General features: G+C 61.0%; 11 protein-coding genes. 4 read left to right on the top strand and 7 right to left on the bottom strand.

Going from position 1 to position 14525, the window contains the following annotated elements; translation table 11 throughout:
* Positions 1-312 precede the first annotated feature (312 nt).
* Positions 313-1335, bottom strand: a complete 1023-nt coding sequence (locus tag H1204_RS00055) for a helix-turn-helix domain-containing protein (protein WP_180729299.1) — start codon at positions 1333-1335, stop codon at positions 313-315.
* Positions 1336-1691: 356 nt separating this feature from the next.
* Between H1204_RS00055 and adh the strand changes: the two genes are divergently transcribed.
* Both adh and H1204_RS00045 read left to right on the top strand, forming a co-directional pair.
* Complete coding sequence (gene adh, locus H1204_RS00050) at positions 1692-3212, top strand: aldehyde dehydrogenase (protein WP_180729298.1); 1521 nt, start codon at positions 1692-1694, stop codon at positions 3210-3212.
* Positions 3213-3292: 80 nt separating this feature from the next.
* Positions 3293-3688, top strand: a complete 396-nt coding sequence (locus tag H1204_RS00045; RefSeq protein ID WP_180729297.1) for a DUF779 domain-containing protein — start codon at positions 3293-3295, stop codon at positions 3686-3688.
* 47 nt (positions 3689-3735) lie between these two features.
* Here H1204_RS00045 and eutC read toward each other — a convergent pair whose 3' ends face one another.
* The 3 genes from eutC to eat all read right to left on the bottom strand — a co-directional run bounded on the left by eutC (position 3736) and on the right by eat (position 7390).
* On the bottom strand, positions 3736-4527 hold the full coding sequence (gene eutC / locus H1204_RS00040) for an ethanolamine ammonia-lyase subunit EutC (RefSeq protein ID WP_180729296.1): 792 nt from the start codon (positions 4525-4527) through the stop codon (positions 3736-3738).
* Complete coding sequence (locus H1204_RS00035) at positions 4524-5918, bottom strand: ethanolamine ammonia-lyase subunit EutB (RefSeq protein ID WP_180729295.1); 1395 nt, start codon at positions 5916-5918, stop codon at positions 4524-4526. The genes eutC and H1204_RS00035 overlap by 4 nt, the downstream gene beginning before the upstream one ends.
* Positions 5919-5986: 68 nt before the next feature.
* Positions 5987-7390, bottom strand: coding sequence for an ethanolamine permease (eat, locus tag H1204_RS00030; RefSeq protein WP_180729294.1), 1404 nt, complete (start codon positions 7388-7390; stop codon positions 5987-5989).
* Between the two features lie 285 nt (positions 7391-7675).
* Here eat and H1204_RS00025 point away from each other — a divergent pair, with 285 nt between their 5' ends.
* Complete coding sequence (locus H1204_RS00025; protein ID WP_180729293.1) at positions 7676-8542, top strand: AraC family transcriptional regulator; 867 nt, start codon at positions 7676-7678, stop codon at positions 8540-8542.
* Positions 8543-8596: 54 nt separating this feature from the next.
* Positions 8597-8824 carry a hypothetical protein gene (locus H1204_RS00020; protein ID WP_180730816.1) on the top strand — a complete coding sequence of 76 codons (228 nt, stop codon included), beginning with the start codon at positions 8597-8599 and terminating at the stop codon, positions 8822-8824.
* Between the two features lie 79 nt (positions 8825-8903).
* On the opposite strand, the gene gyrB is transcribed toward H1204_RS00020, so the two are convergent.
* The 3 genes from gyrB to dnaA all read right to left on the bottom strand — a co-directional run bounded on the left by gyrB (position 8904) and on the right by dnaA (position 14425).
* A complete protein-coding gene (gene gyrB / locus H1204_RS00015; RefSeq protein WP_180729292.1) occupies positions 8904-11375 on the bottom strand; it encodes a DNA topoisomerase (ATP-hydrolyzing) subunit B in 2472 nt (823 codons plus the stop codon).
* 113 nt (positions 11376-11488) lie between these two features.
* Positions 11489-12592 (bottom strand): DNA polymerase III subunit beta, encoded by a 1104-nt coding sequence (gene dnaN / locus H1204_RS00010; RefSeq protein ID WP_007581912.1) that lies wholly within the window; start codon positions 12590-12592, stop codon positions 11489-11491.
* 258 nt (positions 12593-12850) lie between these two features.
* Entirely contained in the window at positions 12851-14425 is a 1575-nt protein-coding gene (dnaA, locus tag H1204_RS00005) for a chromosomal replication initiator protein DnaA (protein ID WP_243468531.1), read from the bottom strand.
* Positions 14426-14525 lie beyond the last annotated feature (100 nt).

Below are 14525 nucleotides of genomic sequence, written 5' to 3'. Positions count from 1 at the left end.
AGGTTTACCGAAACGAATCAGCGTTTTGCCGGACGCATAACCGTATGTGGTCAATGTGCGTACCGGATGAAGTTCGATGAACAACTTTTTCCGCTCGTGCGCGAGCGTCGAGTTACCCCGTTTACGTCCACATCGATTCCACACGAGTTCTGCCCCGCTGTCCTTCCGGTTATCCACAGGTCGCTGTGGACACTTTCAGACAGGCCGGTGCGCGCGTCGTTTCGTCGATGAGGATGGTGGGTCGGGCGGCGAGACAGGGCCGCGCATCCCGCAATTCTAGCGGATGCGCAAAAGCGGCCAGCCAATCAGGCGTTAGTGAGCCAGCAGCGCGCTGGCCGGAGCGTGGACGGTTTTCAGCGTTTCGGAGGGACGCACGCCGAAAAGCTTGCGATAGTCAGTGGCGAACTGGCTCAGATGCCAGAAGCCCCACGCAGCCGCGACGTCCTGCACCGTTCGCTCGCCGGGCGCCGCACCGCACAGGTCGCGGCGCGCGCCGTTCAGACGGATCGCGCGCAGATAGCTCGCGGGCGCAAGGCCCAGCACATCCTGAAAGCAGTATTGCAGCGTGCGGCGGCTGACGTGCAGATGCTCGCACAGTTCCGGCACACCGATCGGACGGTCGCGATTCGAGAGCACGTATTCGCGCGCCTCGGAAACGATCCACTGCCTGCGCGGACGCGCAGGAATCGCGACGGGTTCAAGCGATGTCGTCGCGCACAGATCGAACAGCGAAGAAAGCACCGACGCTTGCAGATTGTGCCGCGCGCGATCCGACAGCGCGGCGTTGGCCGCGTCGTCGAGCACGCCGGCGAGGAGCGCGCAGAAGCGCGCCTTGTTGTGTGTATCGATGGGAATGATGCCTGTGTGCGCAGCCTGGCCGTTCGCGGCCCGGCCGATCAGATCAGCGTGCTCGACGGATTCCGCATGCCGACGCAGCGCCTCGCCGCGCACGACCACGCCGAAGATCGCGTAGCCGCCGGGCGTCAGCAGTTCGAATTCGACGCCGCCGCGCTGAAAGGCGAGCGAGTCGCCGCCGATCGGTTGCGGGCCGATGCGGCCGATACGCTGATCGTCGGCGGGAATGCCGAACCAGCAGGCGTCGGGCGGCACTTCGCAGGTCTGCCGCAGCGTCTGGCTGGTCGTCTCGCAGAACACGTGCATGTCGTCGAGATGCAAGCCCGTCAACCTCCCGACGAAGCGGCCTGCCGTCAGCTGGTCGTAGGTCTGCGTCCAGCCGTGAAGATTGCGCGCCTGCTCATCGGCATCGTGCGCGACGCTCGTTTCGAACCGGCAGGCAGCCGTTCGCGGCAATGGAGAAGAAAGATTGGTCGTCATATGGGGCGTCGATGATGAACATGCACCTGCATGTGACATTGAACTAATGAGCGCAAAGCGACGCAAGTCCCATGCCGATCGAATCACCACACTGTGCGCCGGTGTAGCACGCCGCCCTGTTCATTCGGTGAACACTCGCGTTTCGAACTGCTCATGGATGCAACGTCATCCAGATGCTCAACCGCGCTCGAAAAACGACCTGCATCGCGACAGTGCTGCGTGCACCGGCATTGTCCAACCTCGCACTCACGTTGGCACGCTTCTGGCGATAAGCACACGCGGCAGCGGAATAGCGCCAAGCCGGGTGATATATCCAATCGAATACATCGACGTCCGATCATGTGAGGAGCACACAGATGAATCACGCAGAGATGAAGTTTCTGACAACCGAGTTCCCGTTCAAGAAGCAGTACGCGAATTTCATCGGCGGAGAATGGGTCAAGCCGGTTGGCGGCGAGTACTTCGACAACATCTCGCCGATTACGGGCGAACCGTTCACGTCGATTCCGCGTTCGCGCGAAGCCGACATCGAACTCGCCCTCGACGCCGCGCATCGCGCGAAGGCCGCCTGGGGCAAAACATCGACCACCGAGCGCGCCAACATCCTCAACAAGATCGCCGACCGCATGGAGGCGAACCTGCAGCGTCTCGCCGTCGCGGAGACGATCGACAACGGCAAGCCGCTACGCGAAACGATGGCAGCCGACATTCCCCTCGCAATCGATCACTTCCGCTATTTCGCGGGCACCGTGCGCGCGCAGGAAGGCGGCATTTCGGAGATCGATCACGACACGGTCGCATATCACTTTCATGAGCCGCTCGGCGTGGTCGGTCAGATCATTCCGTGGAACTTCCCGATCCTGATGGCCACGTGGAAGCTCGCGCCCGCGCTCGCGGCAGGCAATTGCGTCGTGCTGAAGCCCGCTGAACAGACGCCCGCTTCGATCCTCGTGATGCTCGAACTGATTCAGGATCTGCTGCCGGCGGGCGTGCTGAACGTCGTCAATGGATTCGGTCTCGAAGCGGGCAAGCCGCTCGCGTCGAACAAGCGCATCGCGAAGATCGCCTTCACGGGCGAAACGACGACAGGCCGTCTGATCATGCAGTACGCGAGCCAGAACATCATTCCCGTGACGCTGGAGCTCGGCGGCAAGAGCCCGAACATCTTCTTCGCCGACGTGCTCGACAAGGACGACAGCTTCTTCGACAAGGCGCTCGAAGGCTTCGCGATGTTCGCGCTGAACCAGGGCGAAGTCTGCACCTGCCCGTCGCGCGTGCTGGTCGAAGAATCGATTTACGACCGCTTCATGGAGCGCGCGGTGAAGCGCGTCGCCGCCATCCAGCAGGGACACCCGCTCGACTCGAAGACGATGATCGGCGCACAGGCCTCGCAGGAGCAACTCGAAAAGATCCTGTCGTACATCGATCTCGGCAAGCAGGAAGGCGCGGAATGCCTGATCGGCGGCGAGCAGAACAAGCTCGACGGCGAACTCTCGAAGGGCTATTACGTGAAGCCGACCGTGTTCCGCGGTCACAACAAGATGCGCATCTTCCAGGAAGAAATCTTCGGCCCCGTCGTTTCCGTCACGACGTTCAAGAACGAAGAAGAAGCGCTGGAAATCGCCAATGACACGCTGTATGGCCTTGGCGCCGGCGTCTGGACGCGCGACGGCACGCGCGCCTATCGCTTCGGTCGCGAGATCCAGGCGGGCCGCGTGTGGACGAATTGCTACCACGCGTACCCGGCGCATGCGGCGTTCGGCGGCTACAAGCAGTCGGGCATCGGACGCGAGAATCACAAGATGATGCTCGATCACTACCAGCAAACGAAGAATCTGCTGGTCAGCTATAGCGACAAACCGTTGGGCTTCTTCTGAGCGTAGTGCTCCTGTTGGGCGGATCGCGCGATGCGGTTCGCCCTTTTTTCCCAGCGGAACAAGCCAAAAGAGGAAGCGCGATGAGCGAATCAGGCGTTGCGCGTGTCGTGGCAACGGATGCGGCGGTCAAGCTGATCCAGCAGTTGAGCGCCGAGCACGGTCCGATTATTTTTCATCAGTCGGGCGGATGTTGCGACGGCAGCGCGCCGATGTGCTTTCCGTCGAATGAATTCATGGTCGGCGGATCGGATGTGAGGCTCGGCGAGATTGCAGGCGTGCCGTTCTACATGAGCGAATCGCAATTCGAGTACTGGCAACACACGCAGTTGATCATCGATGCCGTGCCGGGCAACGGCGGCATGTTTTCACTGGAGCGGCCGACGGGTCTGCGGTTCTTGACGCGCTCGCGCCTGTACAGCGATGAAGAGAATGCGTGGCTCGAAAAGCACCCGGTGAGCAAAGCCGACGCTGTTTGATGTCGATGTTCCGAGTGCCCAAACGCTGCGTGCGTCTGGGCACTTTTCTATTTCTTCGAGGCGTCAGCAATAGCGGACGCCGCTTCGTCAGCCTGAAGCAGCGCGTCGCTGTCGTCCTTCAAGCCGACGCCCGTCACCCCCAGACGACGCGCATGCGTCAGCAGATAGTGCAGCTTGTGCGCCGCGGCTTCGTAATCGAGTCCTTCCGGCCGCACGTTTGAAATGCAATTGCGCTGCGCGTCGCTGCATCCCACTTTCGGCGCGTACGTCAGATAGACACCGAGACTATCCGGCGAACTCAGCCCCGGCCTTTCGCCAATCAGCATCACGACGAGCTTCGTCTTCAACAACTCGCCGATCTCATCGCCCAACGCGACACGCGATTGACGCGCGACCACGACAGGTCCGATCTTCCAGTCGGTGAGACGCTTCGTGATTGCTTGCAGGAATGGAATCGATTGCTTCGAAGCAGCGAACGCGGAGAGTCCATCGGCTATGACGAACACAACATCGGGCGCATCATTGGTCGCCGCCTTGCTTAGCGCATCGCGGCTCTCATCGGACAGGCGCCGCCCCATATCCGGACGCCGCAAATAATGCGCGCGATCCGGTGCCGCGCTATGCACGTCGAGCGACGTGAAGCCGTGCGCGCGCAACTGTTCATGCAGGACGTCAGCTTCGAGCGGATGATGCACGGCATCGCGCGCCTGCGCATGCGAGAGATTGAACGCGAGTAGGGGCGCAGTCGGCAGACTGTTGCCCGCGCGGCCCAATGCGATGCGCGCATTCGTGAACGCACGCAACGCCTGCCACGCATTCTTTTCGATCGAATCGCTCATGCGATGCCCATCCATTCGCTTGCGCCTTCAAGCAAAGGCTGACGCGTCGGCGCATTGAGCAGCGCACCGCGCGGATCGGTGATCTGCATCGACTCCAGCCATTCTTCGAACTCGGGCGCGCGGCGCAACCCCAGCACGTCGCGCACATACAGCGCGTCATGGAACGACGTGCTCTGGTAATTCAGCATCACGTCATCCGCGCCGGGAATGCCCATGATGAAGTTGATACCCGCCACGCCAAGCAGCGTCAACAGATTGTCCATGTCGTCCTGATCGGCTTCCGCGTGATTCGTGTAGCAGATGTCGCAGCCCATCGGCACGCCGAGCAGCTTGCCGCAGAAGTGATCTTCGAGACCCGCGCGCGTGATCTGCTTGCCGTCGTACAGATACTCGGGGCCGATAAAGCCGACTACGGTATTCACCAGAAACGGATTGAACTGGCGCGCGACGGCGTACGCGCGCACCTCGCAGGTCTGCTGATCGACGCCATGATGCGCATCCGCCGACAGCGCACTGCCCTGCCCCGTCTCGAAGTACATCACGTTGTTGCCGACCGTGCCCCGCTTTAGCGACAACGCCGCTTCATACGCTTCCTGCAACAGCGCAAGCGAGATGCCAAAACCTGCGTTCGCCTTCTCGGTGCCTGCGATCGACTGGAACACGAGATCGACGGGCGCACCCTTCTCGATCGCCGCAATCGTGTTGGTAACGTGCGTGAGGACGCACGATTGCGTCGGCACCTGATAGCGCGTGCGGAAGTCGTCGATCATCATGAGCAGCTTCGTGATCGCCGAAAGACTGTCGGACGCCGGATTGATGCCGACCATCGCATCGCCGCAACCGTACATCAAGCCGTCGATCATCGATGCAGCGATGCCCTTCACGTCATCCGTCGGATGATTCGGCTGCAGCCGCACCGACATGTGACCCGGCAAGCCGACCGTGTTGCGAAAGCGCGTGACGACGGGACGCTTGCGCGCCGCGAGGATCAGATCCTGATTGCGCATCAGCTTCGACACAGCCGCGACCATCTCGGGCGTGAGCCCTTTCGTGATGCGCGTGAGGGCGGCCGTATCCGTCGAACTCGACAGCAGCCAGTTGCGAAACTCACCCACCGTCAGATGCGCAATCTCGGCGAACGCTTCGGACGAATGCGTGTCCACAACGAGGCGCGTAACTTCGTCGCTCTCGTAAGGAACGAGCGCTTCGTTCAGGAACGTGCGCAGCGGCACGTCCGCGAGCGCCATCTTCGCGGCGACGCGCTCTTCCTCGCTCGCCGCCGCGATGCCGGCGAGCTGATCGCCGGAACGCAGCGGGCTCGCCTTCGCCATTAGTGTCTTCAGATCGGCAAAACGGTACGTGCGGCTGCCGATTGTCTCCGTGTAGCTCATGTCGTGTACTCCATCGCCGCAGCTACTGCGCGGCTTGTTGCAGGTACGCCAGTGCTTCTACAGCGTGGTCATTCTTCGAGCAATGCGTCGACGGGCGCGACTTCGCGTTGATGACGCGTCATCAGGAAGTAGCCGTAGCCAAGCGCGAGGAACGCGGCGAACACCAGCGCGACGAGCAGGTTGAAGTAGATCATCGTCGCCAGCGAAATCACCGCGGCCACCAGCGCGAACGCCGGGAAGTACGGAAACAGCGGCGCGCGGAACGGACGCTCCATATTCGGGTCGCTGCGGCGCAACTTGAAAAGCGAGAGCATGCTGATGATGTACATCACGATAGCGCCAAATACCGACATCGTCACGATGTTCGCTGTCAGCGTCTGGCCGCCGAACTGGATCAGCTCGTCGCTATAGATCGCTGCAATGCCGATCACGCCGCCCGCGAGAATCGCGCGATGCGGGGTCTTGAAGCGCGGATGCACTTTCGACAGCCATTCGGGCAGGTAGCCCGCGCGCGCCAGCGCGAAAATTTGCCGCGAGTAGCCGAGGATGATGCCGTGGAATGACGCGACGAGACCGAACAGTCCCAGCCACACGAGCATATGCATCCAGCCGCTGTTTTCGCCGACGATGTATTTCATCGCTTGAGGCAGCGGGTCGTTGATGTTGGAGAGCTTCGTCCAGTCGCCCGCTGCGCCCGCGAACACCATCACGCCGATGGCCAGCACGACGAGCGTCAGGATGCCCGTCACGTAGGCGATCGGGATGGAGCGCTTCGGATTCTTCGCTTCTTCGGCGGCCATCGCGACACCTTCGATCGCGAGGAAGAACCAGATCGCGAACGGAATCGCGGCGAACATGCCGTGGAACGAGCCCATGCTGAACGTGTCGGAACCCGCCCAGCCGCCCTTCGTGAAGTTCGACCACTGGAAGCCCGGCGACACGACGCCCATGAACACGAGCAGCTCGAAGATCGCGAGCAGCGTCACGCACAGCTCGAACGCCGCCGCGATCTGCACGCCGACGATATTCAGCGCCATGAACACGAGATACGCGCCCATCGCCGCGTGCTTCGGTTCGAGGCCGGGAAACTGCACATGCAGATACGCGCCGATCGCGAGCGCGATCGCGGGTGGCGCAAACACGAACTCGACGAGCGTCGCAGCGCCCGCGATGTAGCCCCCCGTCGGGCCGAACGCGTGGCGCGCATAGGCGAACGGGCCGCCCGCGTGCGGGATCGACGTGGTGAGCTCGGTGAAGCTGAAAATGAACGTCGTGTACATCGCAGCGATGAACAGCGCGGTGATCACGAAACCGAGCGTGCCGGCGCTCGCCCAACCGTAGCTCCAGCCGAAATACTCGCCGGAGATCACGAGGCCGACGGCGATGCCCCAAAGCTGCCAGGTGCCGAGCGTCTGCTTCAGTTCGTGATGCGTAACGGCGCCTTTGTGCTGGGTTGTCGACTCTGATTTCATCTGAGGCTCCCTTGTTGAAGTTGCCGGCTGATTGGCCCGCGTGATTGGCCCACGGAGCGGTCCTTTTGGCGGCGGCATCTGGCGATGGTAGGAAGCCATTAATCGAGGCGTTATCGAAAATCGGCAAAAGTTAGCTTGGATTGTTTGATTTTGTTTCGTTGGGTCGCGGTTAAGAAGATGCTGAATATGCGCGGCGATTGACGGGCAGTGCAGTGAAAAATCCGCAGGATTTGGTAAATCTCCGCGTGCTATCGTGTTTTCATCAATCCTTTTCCAATGCTTGCCATGAACGATATCGACCATCGCGCGCGCTACGCCGCGCGGCTCGCTCGCGTGCTCGACCATATCTACGATCACCTCGACGAGCCGCTGGATATCGACCGGCTCGCCGGGATTGCGTGTCTGTCGCCGTATCACTGGCATCGGATCTATCAGGCCATGTACGGCGAAACGGTCGCGACGACGGTACGCCGGTTGCGTTTGCATCGCGCGGCGGGCTTTCTCGCGAATGGGTCGATGCCGATTGCCGAGATCGCCGAGCGGTCCGGCTATAGCAGTTTGCAGTCGTTCACGCGGACGTTCAGCGCCGTCTTCGGCATGCCGCCCGCGCTGTATCGGAAGGCCGGGACGCACAGCCGGTTCCGGCCGTCACTTGCGGATTCAGGAGAGTGCCAAATGACGATGAGAGATGTGGTGATACGCGATATCGAGGGCTTCGACGTGCTGAGCGTCGATCACGTCGGGCCGTATATGCAGATCGGCAAGGCGTTCGATACGCTGATGGGATGGCTGGCTTCCCGTGGCCTGCTGTCGAACGAGATGCGGATGATCGGCATTTACTACGATGATCCGACTGCGGTGGCCGAGGGTGAGTTACGGTCGAAGGCGGGCGTGTGGCTGCCGCGCGCAGTCGATGTCTCGGGTGATGGGCTGGTGAGCGTCACGTCGATCAAGGGTGGCAGGTACGCGGTGTTGCGGCATAAGGGACCTTACGCGGATATGGCGTCGGCTTATCAGTGGCTTTACGGCGAGTGGCTGGTCAATTCGGAACATGAGGCCGCCGACGCGCCGGTGTTCGAGGAGTATTTGAATAATCCTAAGGAGACCGCGCCGGCGAATTTGCTGACAGATATCTGCTTGCCCGTCGTTTAGGAATGGTTCGTGCTCGATTCCGTTGTTCTGCTGCTGTCGGATGTGGGTGCGAGGATGAAGCGGTATCGGGATTTGAGCGGCCAGTCGGGTGTCGTGGCGTACGAGGTATCGGATGACGCGATCACCGTGAAGTTTCGTGACGGTGGCGTGTATCTGTACGACTATGCGACGACGGGACAGCGAGAAGTCGAGGAGATGAAGCGGCTGGCCGTCGCAGGGCAAGGTTTGTCGACTTTTGTCTCGCAGGTCGTGAAGGACCGGTACGCACGCAAGTGGACTTGAAACGTCTTCGGCAATAAAAAACTCCAACCGGTGACGGTTGGAGTTTTTGTTGGTGCTTAGCTGATTTGACTCGGGACGCTCAAACGTCGATATTCCCCGCCCGCAACGCATTCGACTCGATAAACGCACGACGCGGCTCGACTTCATCACCCATCAGCGTCGTAAAGATGCCGTCCGCCGCAATCGCATCTTCGATCTGCACGCGCAACAAGCGACGCACGTTCGGGTCCATCGTCGTTTCCCAGAGCTGTTCGGGGTTCATCTCACCGAGTCCCTTATAGCGCTGCTTCGAAACATTCCGCTCGGCATCGGCGATCAGCCATTTCATCGCGCTCTTGAAGTCGCCGACAGCCATGCTCCGCTCGCCGCGCTTGATGACAGCGCCCTCGCCGATCAACCCCTTGAACGTGTTCGCCGTGTTCACGAGTTGCTGATAGTCCGCCGTCAGCTGGAATTCTTCGTCGATGACCGAGACCTTCACGTTGCCGTGATGACGACGCTCGACGCGCAGCGAACGCAGTTCGCGCACCGGATCGTACATCGGGACCACGTTGACTTCGGGCTTGAGCGGATCGTCACGCAGCTTGTCCTGGAGCGCGCCTGCCGATGCTTGCGTCGACTGCTCGCTCGACAGATCGATCGTCACGCCATCCATCACCGCGCCAAGTGCCGCTTCGTCGTACAACCGGCTCAGACGATCCACGACTCCCTGCGCCAGCAGATAGGAACGAGCCAGCTCGCCCAGTGCATCGCCCGCAATCGGCGTCGTGCCTTCTGACGGGATCAGTTCGGACCCGTTCAGAGCCAGACGCAGCATATGTGCATTCAACTCCGCGGTGTCCTTCAGGTAACGCTCGTCCTTGCCCGCCTTCACCTTGTACAGGGGCGGCTGCGCAATGTAGATATAGCCTCGCTCGATCATCTCCGGCATCTGACGATAGAAGAACGTCAGCAGCAGCGTACGGATGTGCGCGCCGTCGACGTCCGCGTCGGTCATGATGATGATGCGGTGATAACGCAGCTTGTCGAGGTTGTAGTCTTCCTTGCCGATGCCGCAGCCCAACGCCGTAATCAGCGTGACGATCTGTTCCGACGACAGCAGCTTGTCGTAACGCGCCTTCTCGACGTTCAGCACCTTGCCGCGCAGCGGCAGAATGGCCTGGAATTTTCTGTCGCGGCCCTGCTTTGCAGATCCGCCAGCCGAATCACCCTCGACGATGTAAATCTCAGACTTCGCAGGATCTTTCTCCTGGCAGTCCGCCAGCTTGCCCGGCAGTCCGACGCCGTCCAGCACGCCCTTGCGTCGCGTCATTTCACGCGCCTTGCGCGCTGCGTCGCGAGCACGCGCGGCATCGACGATCTTGCCGCAAATGATCTTCGCGTCGTTCGGCGTTTCGAGCAGGAACTCTTCGAGCGCCTTCGCGACCACTTCTTCGACAGGCGCGCGCACTTCCGACGACACCAGCTTGTCCTTCGTCTGCGAACTGAACTTCGGCTCGGGCACCTTCACCGACAACACGCACGACAGCCCTTCGCGCATGTCGTCGCCAGACGTTTCGACCTTCGCCTTCTTCGCGATTTCGTGGTCGACGATGTACTTGTTGATCACGCGCGTCATGGCCGCGCGCAGGCCCGTCAAATGGCTACCGCCGTCGCGCTGCGGAATGTTGTTCGTGAAGGTCAGTACGTTCTCGTTGTAGCTGTCGTTCCACTGCATCGCCACTTCGACGCCCACGCCGTCCTTCTCGCCAACGACATGGAAAATGGTGGGATGCAGTACGGTCTTCGTCTTGTTGATGTACTCGACGAAGCCCTTCACGCCACCCACAAATGCGAAATCGTCTTCCTTGCCAGAGCGTTGATCCGTGAGACGAATCCGCACGCCGTTGTTCAGGAACGAGAGTTCGCGGATGCGCTTCGCGAGAATGTCGTAGTGATATTCGACGTTGCCGAAGATTTCCAGATCGGCCATGAAATGCACTTCGGTGCCACGGTTTTCCGTATCGCCGACAACCGGGATCGGCGACAGGCGTTCGCCGTCCTCTTCTTCGATCACACGGTTTTGCGGCACGCCACGGTGGAACTCCATGAAGTGCTTCTTGCCGTCACGGCGCACGGTCAGGCGCAGCCACGACGACAGCGCGTTCACGCACGACACGCCGACGCCGTGCAGGCCGCCCGACACCTTGTAGCTGTTCTGGTCGAACTTGCCGCCCGCGTGCAGCTCGGTCATGACGATTTCAGCGGCGCTGCGCTTCGGATCGTGCTTGTCGTCGCGCTTGATGCCCGTCGGGATGCCGCGGCCGTTGTCGGTCACGGAAATCGAATTGTCGGCGTGGATGATGACCTGAATGTCGTCGCAATGACCGGCGAGCGCCTCGTCGATCGAATTGTCGAGCACCTCGAACACGAGGTGATGCAGACCGGTCCCGTCCGACGTATCGCCGATGTACATACCCGGTCGCTTGCGCACGGCCTCCAGACCTTCGAGGATCTGAATGGACGAGGCGCCGTAGCTGTTATCGGGTTGCGAATTGTTCGTTTCAGTCATGGATTTCTTCCGGATCTGCGTTACTGCTTCGTTACTGCTCGGAGCTTTTCAAAACACCATAAAAACACCAAAGGGGCGCTGCGCCCCTTGGTGTGTTCTTCGTGTTGGACGCGTCAGATGCGCATCGGCATCACCACGTATTTGAACTCGTCGTTCTCAGGAATCGTGATCAGCGCGCTCGAACTCGCGTCGCCGAGGCTGATTTCCAGCAGATCGACCTTCAGGTTCGCGAGCACGTCGAGCAGGTACGTGACGTTGAAACCGATGTCGATGCTGTCGCCCTGGTAGGGGATTTCGAGTTCTTCCTGGGCTTCTTCCTGGTCCGCGTTGGTAGACATGATCTTCAGCTGACCCGGCTCGACGATGCAGCGCACGCCCTTGAACTTGTCAGAGGTCAGAATGGCCGCGCGTTGCAGCGAACGTTGCAGCTCTTCGCGGCCGATCACGAACGTGTTCTTGTGCGACTTCGGAATCACGCGCTGGAAGTCGGGGAACTTGCCTTCGACCAGCTTCGAAACCAGTTCGACGCCGCCGAACGTGAACTTGACCTGCGTGGGCGCGATGTCGATCTTGAGGACATCATCGATGTCTTCGAGCAGACGCTGCAGTTCGAGAATCGTCTTACGCGGGATGATGACTTCCTGACGCGCGAACGACCCTTCGATCTTCATCGACGAAAACGCGAGACGGTGACCGTCCGTCGCGACAGCCATCAACTGATCGCCGTCGACCACCAGCAGCATGCCGTTCAGGTAGTAACGGATGTCCTGCTGCGCCATCGCGAAATGGACCATGCCGAGCAACTGGCGGAACGTTTTCTGGGGAACCGCGAGGTTCGCGCCGAAGTCTTTAGCTTGAGCGACGGTCGGGAACTCGTCGGCCGCCAGCGTCTGCAATGCGAAACGGCTTTTGCCGGACTGGACCGTCAGGCGTTTGTCGTTCAGGGTCAGCGTGACTTGCCCGTCGGGCATGGCGCGCAGAATGTCGAGCAGCTTGCGTGCCGCCACCGTCGTGGCCACCGAGTCGCCGCCGACGCCGAAGTCAGCGCGCGTGGTGATTTGCAGTTCGAGGTCGGTGGACAGGAACGAGACGTCCGGGCCGTTCTTGGTAATCAGCAAATTGGCGAGGATCGGCAACGTATGACGGCGTTCGACAATGCCGCTCACGGTTTGCAGCGGCCTGAGGAGGTTATCGCGTTCGGTCTTGACCAGTTGCATAGAGTTCCTTCGTTGATGTGACGGCCTGCGCGCCTTGCCCAGCAGTATTGAAGCGCGCGGCCCCGGCCCCCCGCCGGCGCGGTGCTGCGCCAGTCACGGCATTTGAATCCCGCCCGCTTTTTCCGGACGGTTAAACCTGTATTGTGCCTGAAAATGGAAGCACTTCCCTAAATTGGGGGTGGCTTGCGCAATAAACAGATCGAATTTTCCGACCGGTTCGAGGAAACCTTCGACCTGATCTGGCCCCCTAACCCCGTCTCAACCCTTCAGCGTCTGCTCCAGCACGTGAAGCTCGTGGTTGAGCTGCGCGTCCTTGCCGCGCTCGTCGGCGATCTTGCGCACCGCATGCAGCACCGTCGTGTGGTCGCGCCCGCCGAACAGCTCGCCGATTTCCGGCAGGCTCTTCTGCGTCAGTTCCTTGGCCAGGTACATCGCAATCTGGCGCGGACGCGCGATATTGGCCGGACGCTTCTTCGAATACATGTCGGCGACCTTGATGCTGTAGAAGTCGGCGACCGTTTTCTGGATGTTTTCCACCGAAATCTGCCGGTTTTGTACCGTCAACAGGTCTTTCAGTGCTTCCTTGGTCAGCTCGATCGTGATCTCGCGGCCGTGGAACTTCGAGTACGCGAGAATCTTGCGCAGCGCGCCTTCCAGTTCGCGAACGTTCGAGCGCAGATGCTTCGCGACAAAAAACGCGACATCCTCGTTCAGATTCACGCCTTCCGATTGCGCCTTGCGCATCAGAATCGCGACTCGCATTTCAAGCTCGGGCGGCTCGATTGCGACGGTGAGGCCGGAATCGAAGCGCGAGATCAGACGGTCGTCGATACCTGAGATTTCTTTCGGATAGGTATCGCTGGTGATGATCACCTGTGCCTTGTTCGCAACCAATGCCTCGAACGCGTAGAAGAACTCTTCCTGCGTGCGGGATTTGCCCGAAAAGAACTGAATATCGTCGATCAGCAGCAGGTCGAGCGAATGGTAGTAGCGCTTGAAGTCGTCGAATGCCTTGCGTTGATACGCCTTCACCACGTCCGACACGTACTGCTCCGCGTGGATGTAGCGGATGCGCGCACCGGCTTTGTCCATCAGCAACTGATTGCCGATCGCGTGAATCAGGTGAGTCTTGCCGAGGCCCACGCCGCCGTAAAGGAACAGCGGGTTGTACGAGATACCCGGGTTGTCGGCGACCTGGATCGCGGCCGCGCGCGCCAGCTGGTTCGCCTTGCCGGTCACGAAGTTGTCGAAGGTGAGCACGGGGTTCAGCTTCGAACGCTCGTACATCGAGTCGCTTTCGCCGTTCGCGGCCGTCGCAGCCGCGCCTGGACGCCACGTACGGCGTGCGGCTGCCGCTTCGTTCGCGTCGAGGCTGGGGAGATCGAGGTCGGCGGCATCGTCGGTCAGTTGCGCGGCGTGCGCGTGCGCGCCGAGGCCCGCCAGCGTGCCGCCTGCGCCCATGCCGCTCGCGCGCGCGGCCTGCGCCGCGTGGACGGCGCCGACTGCGGCATCGACGGCTGCGGCTCCACTGCGCGCGCCCACCGGCGATGGCCGCGACGGCGCGGCGGGCGCCGAACGCACGCCGGCTTTGGGATCAAGGACGAACTGGACGTCGACGGGCGAATGCCAGAAGTCACGCGCGAGATCGGTGATGCGGCCGGAAAACTGGCTCTTGACCCAATCCAGCTTGAAACGGTTCGGCGCTGCGATGCTCAGGGTATTCGCATCGGCGTCAAAGGCGACCGGGGCCAACGGTTTGATCCACGTCACGTACTGCTGGGGCGTCAATTCACGCTCCAGCAATGCGGAACAGTGTTGCCAGAATTCGTTCATCAAGTTGCTATCGTTATGTTTGCGACGCGTCCCGCCGGCGCTCTGATCGCGGGATACGCGACGAGGCCCGAAGCAGCCAGGCGGAAAAGCCCCAGACGCT

The sequence above is a fragment of the Paraburkholderia sp. PGU19 genome (assembly GCF_013426915.1).
Taxonomy (GTDB): Bacteria; Pseudomonadota; Gammaproteobacteria; order Burkholderiales; family Burkholderiaceae; genus Paraburkholderia.
Note: the sequence above shows the minus strand (reverse complement) of the source record. Positions and strands in the feature narration are given on the sequence as shown.

Bases quoted from the DNA above. Each gene is read 5' to 3' on its own strand.
- H1204_RS00055 (WP_180729299.1), bottom strand. From the start codon at position 1,335: ATGACGACCAATCTTTCTTCTCCATTGCCGCGAACGGCTGCCTGCCGG.
- adh (WP_180729298.1), top strand. From the start codon at position 1,692: ATGAATCACGCAGAGATGAAGTTTCTGACAACCGAGTTCCCGTTCAAG.
- H1204_RS00045 (WP_180729297.1), top strand. From the start codon at position 3,293: ATGAGCGAATCAGGCGTTGCGCGTGTCGTGGCAACGGATGCGGCGGTC.
- eutC (WP_180729296.1), bottom strand. From the start codon at position 4,527: ATGAGCGATTCGATCGAAAAGAATGCGTGGCAGGCGTTGCGTGCGTTC.
- H1204_RS00035 (WP_180729295.1), bottom strand. From the start codon at position 5,918: ATGAGCTACACGGAGACAATCGGCAGCCGCACGTACCGTTTTGCCGAT.
- eat (WP_180729294.1), bottom strand. From the start codon at position 7,390: ATGAAATCAGAGTCGACAACCCAGCACAAAGGCGCCGTTACGCATCAC.
- H1204_RS00025 (WP_180729293.1), top strand. From the start codon at position 7,676: ATGAACGATATCGACCATCGCGCGCGCTACGCCGCGCGGCTCGCTCGC.
- H1204_RS00020 (WP_180730816.1), top strand. From the start codon at position 8,597: ATGAAGCGGTATCGGGATTTGAGCGGCCAGTCGGGTGTCGTGGCGTAC.
- gyrB (WP_180729292.1), bottom strand. From the start codon at position 11,375: ATGACTGAAACGAACAATTCGCAACCCGATAACAGCTACGGCGCCTCG.
- dnaN (WP_007581912.1), bottom strand. From the start codon at position 12,592: ATGCAACTGGTCAAGACCGAACGCGATAACCTCCTCAGGCCGCTGCAA.
- dnaA (WP_243468531.1), bottom strand. From the start codon at position 14,425: ATGAACGAATTCTGGCAACACTGTTCCGCATTGCTGGAGCGTGAATTG.